Source organism: Lysobacter sp. GCM10012299, from assembly GCF_042649405.1.
In the GTDB taxonomy this organism is placed as follows: domain Bacteria; phylum Pseudomonadota; class Gammaproteobacteria; order Xanthomonadales; family Xanthomonadaceae; genus Lysobacter_J.
This window is the reverse complement of record NZ_JBHRZC010000003.1, coordinates 620,676-635,580: the sequence shown is the minus strand read 5'-3', so window position 1 is coordinate 635,580 and position 14,905 is coordinate 620,676. Positions and strand designations below refer to the sequence as shown.

At 68.2% G+C, this 14,905-nt stretch carries 16 protein-coding genes and 1 tRNA gene; 7 read left to right on the top strand and 10 right to left on the bottom strand.

Going from position 1 to position 14,905, the window contains the following annotated elements; genetic code table 11:
- Positions 1 to 94 precede the first annotated feature (94 nt).
- Positions 95 to 415 (top strand): hypothetical protein, encoded by a 321-nt coding sequence (locus ACFOPO_RS10850; protein ID WP_386703206.1) that lies wholly within the window; start codon positions 95 to 97, stop codon positions 413 to 415.
- The gene (locus tag ACFOPO_RS10845; protein WP_386703205.1) at positions 412 to 1,680 is read left to right on the top strand and encodes a TCR/Tet family MFS transporter; all 1,269 of its coding nucleotides are present in this window, start codon (positions 412 to 414) and stop codon (positions 1,678 to 1,680) included. Before ACFOPO_RS10850 ends, ACFOPO_RS10845 begins: the two co-directional genes overlap by 4 nt.
- Before the next feature lie 3 nt (positions 1,681 to 1,683).
- Here the strand turns inward: ACFOPO_RS10845 and ACFOPO_RS10840 are convergent, their stop codons facing one another.
- From ACFOPO_RS10840 to ACFOPO_RS10830, 3 genes are read right to left on the bottom strand one after another with little or no spacing between them, the layout of a single operon-like run.
- Complete coding sequence (locus ACFOPO_RS10840) at positions 1,684 to 2,124, bottom strand: barstar family protein (RefSeq protein WP_386703204.1); 441 nt, start codon at positions 2,122 to 2,124, stop codon at positions 1,684 to 1,686.
- On the bottom strand, positions 2,121 to 2,582 hold the full coding sequence (locus ACFOPO_RS10835; protein WP_386703203.1) for a ribonuclease domain-containing protein: 462 nt from the start codon (positions 2,580 to 2,582) through the stop codon (positions 2,121 to 2,123). Before ACFOPO_RS10835 ends, ACFOPO_RS10840 begins: the two co-directional genes overlap by 4 nt.
- Before the next feature lie 16 nt (positions 2,583 to 2,598).
- Positions 2,599 to 2,895 carry an I78 family peptidase inhibitor gene (locus ACFOPO_RS10830; RefSeq protein WP_386703202.1) on the bottom strand — a complete coding sequence of 99 codons (297 nt, stop codon included), beginning with the start codon at positions 2,893 to 2,895 and terminating at the stop codon, positions 2,599 to 2,601.
- Between the two features lie 129 nt (positions 2,896 to 3,024).
- Here ACFOPO_RS10830 and ACFOPO_RS10825 point away from each other — a divergent pair, with 129 nt between their 5' ends.
- Entirely contained in the window at positions 3,025 to 3,636 is a 612-nt protein-coding gene (locus tag ACFOPO_RS10825) for a DUF938 domain-containing protein (RefSeq protein ID WP_386703201.1), read from the top strand.
- A 136-nt stretch (positions 3,637 to 3,772) separates the two neighbouring features.
- Positions 3,773 to 5,683: a M61 family metallopeptidase gene (locus ACFOPO_RS10820; RefSeq protein ID WP_386703200.1), complete on the top strand. Its 1,911-nt coding sequence runs from the start codon at positions 3,773 to 3,775 to the stop codon at positions 5,681 to 5,683.
- Positions 5,684 to 5,981: 298 nt separating this feature from the next.
- Here ACFOPO_RS10820 and ACFOPO_RS10815 read toward each other — a convergent pair whose 3' ends face one another.
- Complete coding sequence (locus ACFOPO_RS10815) at positions 5,982 to 6,575, bottom strand: HAD family hydrolase (protein WP_386703199.1); 594 nt, start codon at positions 6,573 to 6,575, stop codon at positions 5,982 to 5,984.
- A gap of 188 nt (positions 6,576 to 6,763) precedes the next feature.
- On the opposite strand from ACFOPO_RS10815, the gene ACFOPO_RS10810 reads away from it, so the two are divergent.
- On the top strand, positions 6,764 to 8,113 hold the full coding sequence (locus ACFOPO_RS10810) for an APC family permease (protein ID WP_386703198.1): 1,350 nt from the start codon (positions 6,764 to 6,766) through the stop codon (positions 8,111 to 8,113).
- Positions 8,114 to 8,120: 7 nt separating this feature from the next.
- Here ACFOPO_RS10810 and zapE read toward each other — a convergent pair whose 3' ends face one another.
- The 5 genes from zapE to ACFOPO_RS10785 form a co-directional block, all read right to left on the bottom strand.
- Positions 8,121 to 9,248: a cell division protein ZapE gene (gene zapE, locus ACFOPO_RS10805; protein WP_386703197.1), complete on the bottom strand. Its 1,128-nt coding sequence runs from the start codon at positions 9,246 to 9,248 to the stop codon at positions 8,121 to 8,123.
- Positions 9,245 to 9,937 carry an alpha/beta hydrolase gene (locus ACFOPO_RS10800; protein WP_386703196.1) on the bottom strand — a complete coding sequence of 231 codons (693 nt, stop codon included), beginning with the start codon at positions 9,935 to 9,937 and terminating at the stop codon, positions 9,245 to 9,247. Before ACFOPO_RS10800 ends, zapE begins: the two co-directional genes overlap by 4 nt.
- A gap of 58 nt (positions 9,938 to 9,995) precedes the next feature.
- Positions 9,996 to 11,732, bottom strand: a complete 1,737-nt coding sequence (locus ACFOPO_RS10795) for an ExeM/NucH family extracellular endonuclease (RefSeq protein WP_386703195.1) — start codon at positions 11,730 to 11,732, stop codon at positions 9,996 to 9,998.
- A 132-nt stretch (positions 11,733 to 11,864) separates the two neighbouring features.
- Complete coding sequence (locus ACFOPO_RS10790; RefSeq protein WP_386703194.1) at positions 11,865 to 12,380, bottom strand: c-type cytochrome; 516 nt, start codon at positions 12,378 to 12,380, stop codon at positions 11,865 to 11,867.
- A 110-nt stretch (positions 12,381 to 12,490) separates the two neighbouring features.
- Positions 12,491 to 12,567 (bottom strand) — tRNA-Arg (locus tag ACFOPO_RS10785).
- 202 nt (positions 12,568 to 12,769) lie between these two features.
- On the opposite strand from ACFOPO_RS10785, the gene ubiA reads away from it, so the two are divergent.
- The gene (ubiA, locus tag ACFOPO_RS10780; RefSeq protein WP_386703193.1) at positions 12,770 to 13,666 is read left to right on the top strand and encodes a 4-hydroxybenzoate octaprenyltransferase; all 897 of its coding nucleotides are present in this window, start codon (positions 12,770 to 12,772) and stop codon (positions 13,664 to 13,666) included.
- On the opposite strand, the gene ACFOPO_RS10775 is transcribed toward ubiA, so the two are convergent.
- On the bottom strand, positions 13,663 to 14,217 hold the full coding sequence (locus tag ACFOPO_RS10775) for an HdeD family acid-resistance protein (protein ID WP_386703192.1): 555 nt from the start codon (positions 14,215 to 14,217) through the stop codon (positions 13,663 to 13,665). The two genes, ubiA and ACFOPO_RS10775, sit on opposite strands and share 4 nt — an antisense overlap.
- Positions 14,218 to 14,384: 167 nt before the next feature.
- Between ACFOPO_RS10775 and ACFOPO_RS10770 the strand changes: the two genes are divergently transcribed.
- The gene (locus ACFOPO_RS10770) at positions 14,385 to 14,888 is read left to right on the top strand and encodes a Rid family hydrolase (RefSeq protein WP_386703191.1); all 504 of its coding nucleotides are present in this window, start codon (positions 14,385 to 14,387) and stop codon (positions 14,886 to 14,888) included.
- Positions 14,889 to 14,905 lie beyond the last annotated feature (17 nt).

Sequence of the window (14,905 nt, the reverse complement as noted above, 5' to 3'; positions counted from 1 at the left end):
TCCGTCGCTGTACTGGCAGCTTGAAATCGTTGGACAACGAAACCTGGCTCGCAGCGACGGGGCATGACGGTCCGCTCGCGCAGTCCGGCCTGCCTTGACACTGGTTCACCCGAATAAAGCACAAATTGTGCGATGCGGCAATTTGCGCGATACGCATGCGGATTGGCGTCTGCCTGGCGAAGCTAAGATATTGATGGTGTTGAAGGTTTTTGACGGGAAACGGACGATTTTGGTATCGCTTGAAACCAATGTTTGCGACCTTGCGCAGCACACTCTCGTCATCCCGGCGAAAGCCGGGATCCAGTTGCTTTTGCTCCTGCTCGCACTGCAACAGCAAATGGGTCCCGGCTTTCGCCGGGATGACGTTGATAAACTCCGCCCATTCCCGACACACGCCCCTGCGGCCCATCCGTGACCGACTCGACTCCTGCCGGCGGCGCTCGCCGTAGCGCTGCGCTTGCCTTCATTTTCGTCACCATCCTGATCGACGTGCTCTCGTTCGGGCTGATCATCCCGGTGCTGCCGCACCTGATCGAGCAGTTCGCCGGTGGCGATACCGCGCACGCGGCCTACTGGGTGGCGGCGTTCGGTTTCCTGTTCGCGGCGATCCAGTTCGTGACCTCGCCGATCCAGGGCGCGCTGTCGGACCGGTTCGGCCGACGCCCGGTGATCCTGATCTCGTGCCTGGGCCTGGGCCTGGACTTCGTGTTCATGGCGCTGGCGCCGTCGCTGGCCTGGTTGCTGGTGGGCCGCATCATTTCCGGCATCACCTCGGCCAGCTTCACCACCGCCAATGCCTACGTCGCCGACGTCACCCCGGCCGACAAGCGCGCCAAGAGCTACGGCCTGCTCGGCGCCGCGTTCGGTGTCGGCTTCATCGTCGGTCCGCTGATCGGCGGGCAACTGGGCGAAATCGACCTGCGCCTGCCGTTCTGGTTCGCCGCCGGCCTGGCGCTGGTGAACTTCTGCTACGGCTGGTTCGTGCTGCCCGAGTCGCTGCCGAAGGAAAAGCGCAGTGCGCGCTTCGACTGGTCGCACGCCAATCCGCTTGGCTCGCTGGTGCTGCTCAAGCGCTACCCGCAGGTGTTTGGCCTGGCGGCGGTGGTGTTCATCGCCAATCTTGCCCACTACGTCTATCCGAGCGTGTTCGTGCTGTTCGCCGACTACCAGTACCAGTGGGGGCCACGCGAGGTCAGCTACGTCCTCGCAATCGTCGGCGTCCTGAACGTGATCGTGCAGGCCGGCCTGGTCGGCCGCATCGTGCATGCGATCGGCGAGCGCCGTGCGCTGATCATCGGGCTGTGCTTCGGCGCGGTCGGTTTCGCGATCTACGGCTTCGCCAACGTCGGCTGGGTGTTCCTGATCGGCCTGCCGATCTCGGCGATCTGGGGCCTGGCGGCACCGTCGACGCAGGCGCTGATCACGCGCCAGGTCGGCGCCGACGTGCAGGGCCGCATCCAGGGCGCGCTGATGAGCCTGGTCAGCCTGGCCGGCATCATCGGCCCGGCGGTGTTCGCCGGCAGCTTCGGCTACTTCATCGACGACCGTGCGCCGGTGCACCTGCCGGGCGCGCCGTTCCTGATTGCGTCGGTGCTGTTGTGCGTCGCCGTGGGCATCGCGTGGCGTTATGCGCGCGTGCCGGGTCCGGCAACGCCGGTGGTGGCGGCCGAAGCGGGTTGAGCCTCAGTCTTCTTCCAGGGCGGCGAGTTGCTCGGCGGGGAACGGCAGCAGCGCCCAGAACGCGATGTTGTTGCCGGCCCAGCGGAACGCGCTCTCGTTGAGGATGTCGAGCAGCGTGTCGAAGTCCTCGCCGTTTGATGCGCGCCAGCCATCGGCGTGTTCGACCAGTAGCAGGTATCCCGCGGCCGGCCGCCACGACAGGTCGGCCAGCGCGTCGGCGAGGGCATCCCAGTTGCCGCCGAACCACTCCGGGAACTGCCCCGCGGCGGCAAACCGCTGCATCAGCGCGGCCTTGTCGTTGCAATCGGCCAGGTCCACTCGCAGCACCGCGTAGTCCAGTGCTTCGCCGGCCTGCGCCATCGATTCAGTGTCGCGCGCATCGATGAAGTAGGCGCCGCTGTGGGCCGGATCGGCGAGGATCGAGCGCAGGTCGGTCGCACTCATCGACGTGCCTCCGGCGGCGGCAGCTCGAAGCGGCGGAAGCTGCGGTAATGATCCTGCGTGTACCAGTACTCCACCGGCGGATCGCCGCCGGTGATGATGCGGCGCGCACCGCGATCATCCGAACCCGGCGTCTCCACCGTGAACTCGCGGTAGTAGCCGCGCGGCTGTGCCGGCAGGCGCTTCTCGCGGTTCTGGAACACGCTGCCGTCCTGGCGGTGGGCGTACGGGCCGCCCTGTGCGATCCGGGCGAGGACGTCGTGCGCCTCGCGCGGCAGGAACTCGGGGTACTGCAGCGTCGATGCGGACGGCGCCGGCGCCGGCGCCGGCGCCGGCGCGGCCACCTGGCCGGCCGGCGACGCCACCGGCGGATGCAGGTCACCGTTGTCGGAGCGCTTCGTCCACAGCCACAGGCCGATCAGGACGATCGCGGCGAGCAGGCCCAGGTGGCGACGACGCATCTGTCAGCTTCGCCGGTCAGCCGCAACGCAGGCCGGTGATCGCGCCGCGGTCGTTGACGTCGACGTTGATGCGGTCTTCGCGGTAGTCCATGGTTGCCGGCTGGCCCGGGCGCAGTACGCGCGCGTCGCGGCTGCTGGTGTCGCGCAGGATGCGGTTGACGATCTCGTCGTTGACGCCCTGGCCAATCGCCCAGCGCGCGGCCTCGACATTGCACACGCCCGACGGCGGCACGGCGCCACCGGCAACAGGAGGTGCCGATGCGCAACCGGCCAGCGTCAATGCGATCACCGCGAAGGAAAGAGTGCGGAACATGGGGGATCTCCGGTTCGGTTGGGCGCACCGTGCGCCCGCTGCCGTGTGCGGGGCGTAAACGAGGGGTGCAACGCGGGAGAGGATAGCCGGTTGGTCGTGACAGCGATGGCGTGCGTTATAAAGCCAGTCATGTCCGAGCGCCCCCATGCCCCCGCCTGCGATCGCAACCGCGATCCCATCCTCGCCGTCCTGCAGCGGTACTTCGCCGATCGCCGCGACGTGCTCGAAGTGGGCAGTGGCACTGGCCAGCACGCCGTGTACTTCGCCGCGGCCATGCCGTGGTTGCGCTGGCAGTGCAGCGACCAGGCCGATGCCTTGCCGGGCATCCGCATGTGGCTCGATGAGGCGGCGCTGGACAACACGCCGGCGCCGGTCGAGCTGGATGTATCGACAGGCCCGTGGCCGCGGGCCGGTAGCGATGCCCGCTTCGATGCGGTGTTCAGCGCCAACACGCTGCACATCATGGGCTGGCCTGAAGTCCATGCATTCTTCGAGGGACTGGCACGGGTGCTCGCGCCGGGCGCTGTAGTCGTCGTCTACGGGCCGTTCAACTACAACGGCCAGTACAGCAGCGACAGCAACCGCGATTTCGATGGCTGGCTGAAGGCACGCGACCCGCGCTCGGGCATCCGCGATGCGGCCGACGTCGACGCACTGGCCGCGGCGATCGGACTGCGCCTGGTCGAGGACGTGGCGATGCCGGCCAACAACCGCTGCCTGGTCTGGCGCCGCGACCCCTAGCGGCTTTGCCAATTCTGGCGAACGTGCGCGCGGTCACGCCCGACCGTGCCCAATGGCAGGGGTGCACAGGCGCCAACCCTCGTAACGATGCGGGGTTGGTGGTCTTCCGCCGTCTTCTTTCTCAGGGGTTGGGTACATGCTTCGTCGTTCGTCTGCTGCGCCGCGACTGCGCGCGCTGCCGCTGCTGGTCTCCGTGCTGCTCGCGGCTCCCGTCACCCAGGCGCAGACCGCGCCGCCGCAGGACGTGGCCTACCCCGGCACGCTGTCGCTGACCATCGATGCCACCGACCTGAGCCACCGCGTGTTCCGCGCCAGCCAGCGGATCCCGGTGCAGCCCGGTCCGCTGACGCTGCTGTACCCGCAGTGGATTCCCGGCAACCATTCGCCGAGCGGCCCGGTCAATCGCGTCGCCGGCCTGAAGTTCAGCGGCAACGGCAAGGCGATTGCCTGGCGTCGCGATCCGCTCGATGTGTACGCCTTCAAGCTGGTCGTGCCCGAGGGCGTCAGCACGCTGGACGTCAGCTTCGACGTGCTCACGCCGACGGCGGGCGACCAGGGTCGCATCACCATGACCCAGGACATGCTCAACCTGCAGTGGAACCAGGTTGCGCTGTACCCGGCCGGCCACTACGCGCGCCAGGTCCAGATCGCGCCGTCGCTGAAGCTGCCGACTGGCTGGCAGGCCGGCACCGCGCTGGAGGTGGCCTCGAAGGAAGGCGACACGCTGCGCTACAAGCCGGTGCCGTTCGACACGCTGCTCGATTCGCCGGTCTACGCCGGCCGCTACTTCAAGCAGGTCGATCTCGACCCGGGCGCGAAGGTGCCGGTGCGGCTGAACATCGTCGCCGACGATCCGAAGTACCTGGAGGCCAAGCCGGAGCAGATCGAGGCGCATCGCAAGCTCGTCGCGCAGGCTTACAAGCTCTACGGAGCGCGCCATTACGATCACTACGATTTCCTGTTCTCGCTGTCGGACCAGATGGGCGGCAACGGCCTGGAGCACCAGCGCTCCAGCGAAAATGGCGTGGGCCCGGAGTACTTCACCGAGTGGGGCAAGAACGCAGCCGATCGCGATCTGCTGCCGCACGAGTTCACTCATTCGTGGAACGGCAAGTACCGTCGTCCGGCGGACCTGACGACGCCCAACTTCAACGTGCCGATGAGCGACACGCTGCTGTGGGTGTACGAGGGGCAGACGCAGTACTGGGGTTATGTGCTGGCGGCGCGCTCGGGGCTGTGGAATGCGGACCAGGCGCGTGATGCGCTGGCGCTGGTGGCTTCGACCTACAGCACGGACCGTCCGGGGTTCGCCTGGCGCAACGTGCAGGACACGACGCTCGATCCGATCATCAATTCGCGCAAGCCGCAGGCGTACCGCAGTTGGCAGATGAGCGAGGACTACTACAGTGCGGGGCAGCTGATCTGGCTGGCGGTCGACAGCAAGCTGCGTGATCTCAGTGGCGGCAAGCGTTCGCTCGATGATTTCGCCAAGGCGTTCTTCGGGGTCAGGGACGGTGACTGGGACGTCAATACGTACGACTTCGATGAGGTGGCGCGCACGCTCAACGGTGTGGCTGCCTACGATTGGGCGTCGTTCCTGCGTGAACGGGTGGATGCGAACGCGGCGCCGCTCGATGGTCTGGCGGCCAGTGGCTGGAAGCTGGTCTACACCGATACGCAGAGTGACTACCACAAGGCGATCGAGGGTGATCGCAAGTCGGCTGACTTCGGTGCGTCCTTGGGCATGTCGGTGTCGAGCAAGGATGCGACGGTGAGTGGGGTGCGCTGGGATGGTCCGGCGTTCGAGGCGGGCATTGCGCCGGGTGCGACGCTGTTGGCGGTCAATGGGTATGCGTTCGAGAACGATCGGCTCAAGGATGCGATCAAGGCCAATCGCGATGGTTCGAAGCCGATCGAGTTGGTGGTCAAGCACGGTGAGGTGGTGCGGACGGTGCGTCTGGATTACCGCGAGGGCTTGAAGTATCCGCACCTGGAGCGGATTGCCGGCACGCAGGATCGGTTGTCGAAGATTCTCGCGCCGAAGTAACGCTTGCGTTGACGCTTCCTTCTGGCGTCGTCCGCCGGGTCGGGGATTGCTCCGCCCCGCGGACGACATCCTGTCTTTACGCGGGGCGCGGGACATCCATGTCCCGCTGCTCCGCAATCCCCGACCCGGCGGACGACGCTCCAGCAATTCATTGCCCGGTCTTCGTTGAAGCGCCGTCATTCCCGCGAAGGCGGGAATCCATGGACGCTGCCTTCTGCCCGTCATCCCCGCGAAGGCGGGGACCCAGCGTCTTCTGCCCGTCATTCCCGCGAAGGCGGGAATCCATGGACGTCGCTCGTCAGGCCACTTCACGCCAGCGGTAATACCTGCGATCCGCAAGTTCCAGCAGGTCCAGGTCTTCGTGCGTGTCGCCGTAGGCGTAGATGACCGGGAAGCCGGCCAGGTCGTAGCGCTCGCGCACGCGCCTGGCTTTTTCCTCGCCGGCGCATTGTTCGCCGTCGTAGCGGCCGGTCATCACGCCGTCGTTGGATTCCAGCGATGAGCACAGCAGTTCCAGTCCGTGCTGTGCGCACCAGTGCGACAGGTACAGGTCGAATGCGCCGGAGACGACGACGATCTTGTCGCCCTGGGCTTTGTGCCAGGCGATGCGTTCCAGGGCCTGTGGCCGCAGTACCCGTGGCAGCACTTCACGCGCGAAGCGTTCGCCCGCGGCCTGGACGTGGGCGAGGTCGGCGCCGCGGAAGCCATATTCGACCACGCGCGAACGCACGCTGTTAGCGCTCACCATTCCGAGTTTGTAGCCCACCAGCATCGGTGCAAGCACGATCCTGCCGATGGCCAGCCGTCTGGGCTCGACGGCGTGGCCCATGAAGTCGGCAAACATCTCGCGTGTGGTGATCGTGCCGTCGAAATCGAATAGAGCCAGGTTCATGGGGGAATGCTTCGTCCTTGAGGGGGAAACCGCTGAACAGCCACGAGCGCCTTCACCTGCAACGCTTTCGTCCTCCCTGTGGATGCTTGTCGGCCTATCCGGGATAACGCAGCGGCGGACGCAAGCTTAGACATCTCCGGTACCGATGTGCGACCCTCCCCCGAAATCCAGGACCGATCGCACGCCCAATGACGGACACCGCCAGCACTTCCCCCGACTCGTCGCTACGGGGTGAGGCCGCGCTGGTTCGCTCGCTGGGGTCGTTCCAGCTCGGCGCGTCGATCATCAACATCATCGTCGGCGCCGGCATATTCATGTTGCCGGCGCTGCTGGCCGCGCGCTTGGGCAACGCGGCGCCGCTGGCGTTCGTGGCCGGTGCGATTGCGATCATCCCGATCGCGCTGTGCTTCGCCGCCGTCGGCAGCCGTGCCTCGGCGACGGGTGGGCCCTATACCTATGTCACCGCCTGCTTCGGGCCGTTCGCCGGCTTCCTGACCGGCGCGCTGATGTGGATCTGCAACGTCGCCTCCAGCGCGGGCGTGGCCGCGGCGCTGACCAGCCAGGTCGCGCATGCGTTTCCGCAGTTCGCGTTGCCGTCGCAGCGGGCGCTGCTGATCGCCGTGGTGTACAGCGCGCTGTTCGCGCTCAATGCCTTCGGCGTGAAGCTGGGCGCGCGCATGATCGTGGTGCTGGCGGCGCTGAAGCTGACGCCGTTGTTCCTGCTCGCCTCGCTGGGACTGTTCTTCATCGACTGGCAGCAGGTCAGCTTCGACTGGGCCGCGGTGCCGTCGTGGTCGGCGCTGGGTTCGTCGCTGGTGCTGGTGGTGTTCGCCTACGCCGGCATGGAAACCGCGCTGGTGCCATCAGGTGAGGTGCGCGACCCGGCCAGGCACGTGCCGCGCGCGACGATGAGCGCGATCGTCATCGTGGTCCTGCTCTACATCGGCATCCAGGCCGTGTGCCAGGGCATGCTCGGCGCGGACCTGCCGGCCAGCTCGGCGCCGATCGCCGACGCCGCCCACGCACTGTGGACGCCGGGCCGCATGTTGCTGCTCGTCACCGCCTGCGTGTCGATGCTCGGGTTCCTGATGGGCAATCTGTTTTCGTCGTCGCGGTTGCTGTTCGCGCTGGGCCGCGATGGCTTCCTGCCGCGCGCGTTCGGCCTGGTCGATGCACGCCATCGCGTGCCGATGCTGGGGCTGTTCGCCCATGCCGGTGTCGCCATCGTGCTCGCCGTTGCCGGCAGCTTCGAGACATTGGCGCTGATCTCCGGCGGCGCGATCTGCCTGGTGTTCGCCGCGGTGGCGTTGGCGGCCTGGCGCGCGCAGCGGATCAACCTGCGCGGCCTGGGCGAGCCGCTGGTGCTGCCCGGTGGCCCGCTGGTGCCGGGGCTGGCGATGATCACGATGGCCGCGATCCTGGCCACGCTCAGCGAGAACGAATGGCTCGCCATCGCGCTGTCGTTGACCGCGCTGGTGGTGGTCTACGCGGTGCTCGCGGCGATGCGCGGGCGCGGTGCGCGCAAGTCGGTGATCTGAGGCGCTCTCAGCCGCGGTGCTCCAGCGCCAGGTACTCGGCCGACTGCATCTCGATCAGCCGTGAGGCGGTGCGTTCGAATGCGTGGGCGAGCTTGTTGCCGGCGTAAAGCGCGGTCGGCACCACCGCCGCGGTGCAGACCAGGTTGACGTGGCGGTCGTAGAGCTCGTCGATCAGATGGACGAAGCGTCGCGCCGGGTCGTCGTTGCTGCCATCGAACACCGGAATGGAACCGACCAGTACCGTGTGGCACTCGGTGGCGATCTCGATGTAGTCGCTGGCCGCGCGCGGGCCTTCGCACAGCGCGGCGAAATCGAACCAGGCGTGGCCTTCGGCCAGCGCGCGCACGGGGATCTCGCGGCCGTCGATGACCAGCGGTCCGGCCTCGCACGGGCAGGTGGCGGTGAGCTCGTGCCAGCGCTCGCCCAGCCAGGTGTCCGAAGCCGCGTCGAGCGGCGCGCGGTACACCGGTGAGCGGGTCAGTGCGCGCAGGCGGTAGTCGTGTGCGCTGTCGAGGTGCAGCACGCGGCAATGGCGCTCCAGCTGCGCGATCGCCGGCACGAAGCTGGCGCGCTGCAGCCCGTCCTTGTAGAGGTTGCGCGGCTCGGTGTTGGACGTGGTGACCAGCGCGACGCCCTCGGCGAACAGGCGCTCGAGCAGGCGGCCGAGCAGCATCGCGTCGCCGATGTCGTTGACGAAGAACTCGTCGAGCACCAGCACGCGCAGCTCCTGCCCCCACTGGCGCGCGATCGCCGACAGCGGATCGCTTTCGCCGGCATGCATGCGCAGCTGTGCATGGACTTCGCGCATGAAGCGATGGAAGTGCGTACGGCGCTTGCCGATCGCATCGCCGCCACCGTCCTGCGCCGGCAGCGAGTCGTAGAACATGTCGATCAGGAACGTCTTGCCGCGCCCCACGCCGCCCCACAGGTACAGGCCTTTCGGCGTCTCCGGCTTGCGCCCGAGCAGGCCGTCGAGCAGTCCGCGCCTGCGCGGCGCCAGCAACGCGGCATGGACGCGGTCGAGTTCGCGCAATGCGCCGTGCTGCGCAGGATCGTCGTTCCAGTCGCCGCGGGCGACTCCGGCGGCGTACAGCGCGGACGGCGTCGCCGCAGCGGCCAAGACCTCGGTGCTCATGCGTCCTGCGGTGCCTGTTCCGGTGGCAGGTAGGGCTTCACGCCGTGCTTGATCACGCCGCGCAGGTCGATCAGGCGACGATGGAAGAAGTGGCTGGTGTCGGGCATCTTCACCAGCTCCGGCGGCTGCCGCAGCTGCTTGAGGCTGTCGATCCAGGCGTAGACCGCCTGCGGGTCGACGATCTCGTCTTGCTCGCCCTGGATCACCAGCCACGGGCACTCCGGCGGCACCAGCGTGCTGAAGTCCCAGCTGCGGCCGGCGGCCGGCGGTGCAATCGAGATCAGCATGCCGGGCTGCAGTTCCGCCGCGCACTTGAGGGTGACGTAGGAACCGAAGCTGAAACCGGCCAGCCACAGCTGCGCGTCCGGGCGCTGCTCGCGCACCCACGCGGCGACCGCGCGCAGGTCATCGGCTTCGCCATTGCCGTGGTCGAAGCTGCCGGTCGATGCGCCAACGCCCCGGAAATTGAAGCGCACCGTCGCCACGCCCGACTCGCGCAGCGCGCGCGCCGTCATCGTGACGACCTTGTTGTGCATGGTGCCGCCATCGGTCGGCAGCGGGTGGCAGACGATGGCGACGGCCGATCGCGCAGGCGCTTCGGCCGCTTCGACGGTGGCTTCGAGCACGCCGAATGGACCGTCCAGCAGCAGCGTCGTGGCGGCGGCGGTGGGGAACGCAGGACTGTTCATGCCGCAATGATACGGGGCGGCGGGTTCAGTCTCCGTAATCCGCCCCGTCGTGCGGCATCTATCGGCCGCGCAGGTCGAAGCCGAGCAGCAGCGGGTCGTGGTCGGAGCTGCGCCACGGCCCGGCGCCACCGGCCCGGTAGCCGGCGCTTTCGGGTTCGTCGGCATTGCTGTGCCATTCGGCCGCGCCGCGCAGGCGCTTCGCCAGGGCCGGGCTGAGCAGGGCGTGGTCGAGCCGGCCCAGTTCGCCGTCGTAGACGTAGCTGTAGGGCGAGGCGACGCCGGCAACGGCGAATGCGTCGCGCCAGCCGGCGTCTTCCAGCACGCGCAGCGGTGCTTCGCGGGCATAGGCATTGAAGTCGCCGACCAGCAGCGTGCGCGCGCCGCCGTGGCCGGTCGGATCGCGCTTGAGCCAATCGTCGAGCAGGCGCGCCGATTCGCTGCGCGTCGCGTTCCAGCACGCGGCGCCGTCGCCCTGGTCGCGGTCGCCGGCTTCGGCGCCGCTGCAGCCCTTGGACTTGAAATGGTTGGCGACGACGACGAACGCTGCGCCGTCGATGCGGCCGCTCCTGATCGGCACGAATGCCTGCGCCAGCGGCACGCGGCTGTGCGGCCCGAACGGGCCGGCCTGCAGCGTCGCCGGCTTGCCCTGCGGACGGACGCGGTCGTTGCGGTAGATCAGCCCGACGCGGATTGCGTTGTCGCCCGGACCCTGCCCGGCATCGATGTAGCGCCAGTTCGCGCTGCCCGCATGGCCGTCGGCATCGAGCGCGTCGACCAGCGTGGCGATGCTGGAATCGCGGCCGTAGCCGTCGTTCTCCAGTTCCATCAGCGCGACGATGTCGGCATCCAGGCCATTGATCGTGGCGACGTGCTTGGTCAGCTGCTCGGCCAGCTCGGCCGCGGTACGCGCGCCGCGCGGCGTCGGAAAACCGCCGCCCTTGCCATCACCGTTGAACAGGTTTTCCAGGTTCAGTGCTGCCACGCGCAGGTTGCCGGGCACCTGCGGCGGTTGCGGGCGCGCGGTCGCCTGCAGCGTGGGGATGGAGGTCAGTTGCAGCTGGTAGCCCGCGCCTGCCTGGTCGAGCACGCCGGTGACGCCGTCGAGGCGGCTGCCGCTGCGCGCCTGTGCCAGTCCGGCGGGCCATGCCACGGTGTCGCCGTTCGCTTCGAGCCAGAGCAGGCGTCGCGCATTGTCGGCACTGACGGCACGCGCAGCATCGCTGCCGGGTTCGGCACGTTCGCCGGGCTGCCAGAGGCGCTCACCGACGCTGGCCAGGACACGGCCGCGCTTGGCCAGCTCGCCACTGTCGGCCAGCAGCACCGGAAGCTCGAAACGCAGCGCCATGCCTTCCAGGCGCTCCCAGTCCGGTGCGGCCACGCTGATCGCAACCGGCACGAGCGTGCCTCGGCCGAGGCGCTGCACCACCGGCTGCTCGAGCGCGGTGCGGGTGGCGCGGCCGCTGGCCTGCTCGGCGACCACGCCGCGAACGCGCACCCGGTCACCGGGTTCGAACGCTGCGCTCGCGTCGGCGACGAAGATCGCGTCCGAGCTGGCGCCGTCGCCATCGCCGCCATCCTGCAGGTACCAGCCACGCTTGCCGTCGCGCGCGCTGATCACGCCTTCGACGGTGACCGTCTGGCCGAGCAACGGGCTTTGCGCACCGGTTCCTTGGACGCGGCCGATGGCGAGGGCGTCGCCGGTTCCAGTCGCGCTCCCCGACAGGGTGCTGCAGCCGGCCAGCAGGCACGGGGCCAGCAGCAGGGCGAGGGCGGCGGTCGGGCGGGGTCGGGTCATGGCGCGTCGGGCTGGGGGTGGTCGCGCATTATCACGAGCCCGGGCGACAACGGCTTGTCGCTGCCCGCCGACGGGGGCCAGAAACGACAACGCCGCCCGGAGGCGGCGTCGTGGCAAGCAGGCCGGGTCGGCTTACTTCAGGTTGCCCAGCATCCAGTCGACCGTGGCGATGACCTGCTCGTCGGTCAGGGCCGGGTTGCCGCCCTTGGCCGGCATCACGCCGGCAGTGCCGGTGAAGCCTTCGATGGCGTGCTTGTGCAGGGTGTCCTTGCCCTTGGGCAGGCGCTCGGCCCAGTGGGCCTTGTCCAGCGTGGGCGCGCCGCCGGCGCCGGAGGTGTGGCAGCCGGTGCACAGGTTGTTGAAGATCACCGAGCCGTCGGTGGTGCCGCCGTAGGCGACCTGCGAGGCGGCCTTGGCAGCGGCGGCGGCCGAAGCAGCGGCCTGGGCCGCGGCACCGGTGGTGCCGGCGTAGACCGCGCCGACCGGCGCGATGCGCTCGGCGGTGCGCTTGGCCACGTCGGGGTTGATCTCCGGCGGCAGCTGGTCGTGCACATAGCTGGCAGCGACCATCAGGCCCACGGTGACCAGCATCAGAAAGCCGATCACCATCGAGAATTTCTTAAGGAACTCAAGGTCGTAATTGCGCACAAACCCACCTATGGCACGCACCCTGCGCGGGCACGCGTAGCTTCGACGAATTGCGCCAGTATAAAGCCCGCCACCGTGCTCCATGCCATAGCCGGCCTGGAACACGGAGATGGCGCGCCCGGAGGGATTCGAACCCCCGACCAATGGCTTCGGAAGCCACTACTCTATCCGGCTGAGCTACGGGCGCCTGGCTAAGATCCTGCGCGAATGGCCTGACCGGATGAATCCGATCACGGTCGCTCCGCGCGGGGCTGGCATTCTAGCTGCAAATGCCCGGTCACGGGCTGTCGCCGCCGGCCTGGAGCCGCATTTCGCGCGATCCGGGCGAGAACCGGACGCGTTTCAACGAACAACCCGACCTCGCATCGGTCAAAATCTGTCGCTGGACTATGAGTTACGAACGCTTCGAAACCCCCGCCGTCGCCCCGTGGAAGGCGCGCCTGTCGCTGTACTGGCAGCTGGTCCGCGGCGACCGCCCGATCGGCTGGCTGCTGCTGCTGTGGCCGACCTGGTGGGGCCTGTGGCTGGCCGCCGGGGGCATGCCGCCGCTGTGGACGCTGTTCGTGTTCAGCGCCGGCGTCTGGCTGACCCGCTCGGCCGGCTGCGTGATCAACGACTACGCCGACCGCTGGCTGGACCCGCACGTCGAGCGCACCAAGGAACGCCCGCTGGCGACCGGCGCCGTGCGCGGCCGCGAGGCGCTGGCGCTGTTCGCTGTGCTGATGCTGGCGGCTTTCGCCCTGGTGCTCACGCTCAACCGGCTGACCGTCTGGATGAGCTTCGTCGGCGTCCTGCTCGCCGCCAGCTACCCCTACCTCAAGCGTTACACCTACCTGCCGCAGGTCTACCTCGGCCTGGCCTTCGGCTGGGGCATCCCGATGGCCTTCGCCGCCGTGCGCGGCGAAGTGCCGGCGCTGGCGTGGCTGCTGTACGCGGCCAACATCGTCTGGGCGACCGCCTACGACACCTGGTACGCCATGGTCGACCGCGACGACGACATCCGCATGGGCAGCAAGTCGACGGCGATCCTGTTCGGCGACATGGACCTGGTCGCGCAGGGCGTGCTTTACGCGCTGTTCTTCGTCGCGCTGGTGATGGTGGGCCAGCGCGCCGGCATGGGTTCGTACTATTGGGCCGGCGTGGCGGTGGCCGCGGCGCTGGTCGTGTACCAGTTCGTCATTGCCCGCACGCGCGACCGCAAGGCGTGCTTCCGCGCCTTCCTGCACAACCATTGGGTCGGGCTGGCGGTGTTCGCCGGGATCGCCGTGGATTTCGCCCTGCGCTAGAACGCCTTGGCCAGCTTGCGCAGGCGGAAGCCGGCGATGATCTGCAGCACGCCGTAGACCAGCGCGACCACCCCTATCCACAGCGCCACGGTCACAAGCCCCGCGGCCGGGTGGACGAAGAACATCACCCCCAGCGCGATCGCCAGCACACCGCTGAGCGCGATCAGCCATTCGCCCTCGATCTCCTTGCGCACGCGGATCGCCAGGACGATGCGCCAGATGCCGGCGATCACCAGCCAGACCGCCAGCAGCAACAGCAACACGCCGGCCACCGCGAGCGGATGCATCACCGCCATCAGGCCGAACGCGATCGACGCGATCGCGTACACCGCCAGCCAAGCCTTGGACACGGTGACGTCCTTGCGGAACAGCGCGACCAGGCTGATCACGCCTTCGGCCAGGGCCATCACGCCGAACGCCCAGGCGATCGCGATCGCCGTGCTGCCGGGCCAGGCGAACGCGCTGATGCCGAACAGCACCGCGATCACGCCGTACACCACCAGCACCCACCAGCTGCGTCCCAGGCTTGCCAACAGTCCCGTGCTGCTCATCGCCGATCTCCGAGTGCGTCGTGTGGCCGGCAGGGTGACCGCAGGCCGGTCTGGGGCGCGTGAAGCCCAAATGCACGTTCGTGACTGGCGCGGCGGCAGGGGTTTGCGGTGCAATCGCGCTGCAATCGCGCTTCAATCAAACAACCCATCAGTGCCGGAGCCTGCCCATGCGTCGCCTGTGCCTGTCGTTGTTCCTGATCAGTGCCGCTGCAGCCAGCCATGCGCAGCAGGCGCCCAGCCGCGAGCATTTCGCCCCGTCGGGTTGGGAGGATTCGTACCACGGCCTCCACTACAGCCCGGTCGTGCGCATTGGCGACCGCGTGATCATTTCCGGCATTCCCGCGTCGGTGGGCAATACCGACGAGGAGAAGATCCGCTGGGCGTTCCAGCAGATGCAGGCGCACCTGGCGACGGTCGGCGCGACCATGGCCGACGTGGTCGAACTGCAGAGCTTCCACGTCGCCCGCGACCACGACGAATTCCGCCGCGTCGTCGAGCCGGTGCTGAAGGTGCACCGCGAATTCTTCAAGGACCACTACCCGGCGTGGACGGCGGTCGGCACCACCGCGTTGTTCTCCAAGGACGCGCCGATGGAGATCCGCGCCGAAGCCGTCATCGGCTCCGGCGCCCGCGCCAAGGCCAACATCCCCGAACCAAAGAAGACCGAGTGACCGCGTAGCCCGGAGTA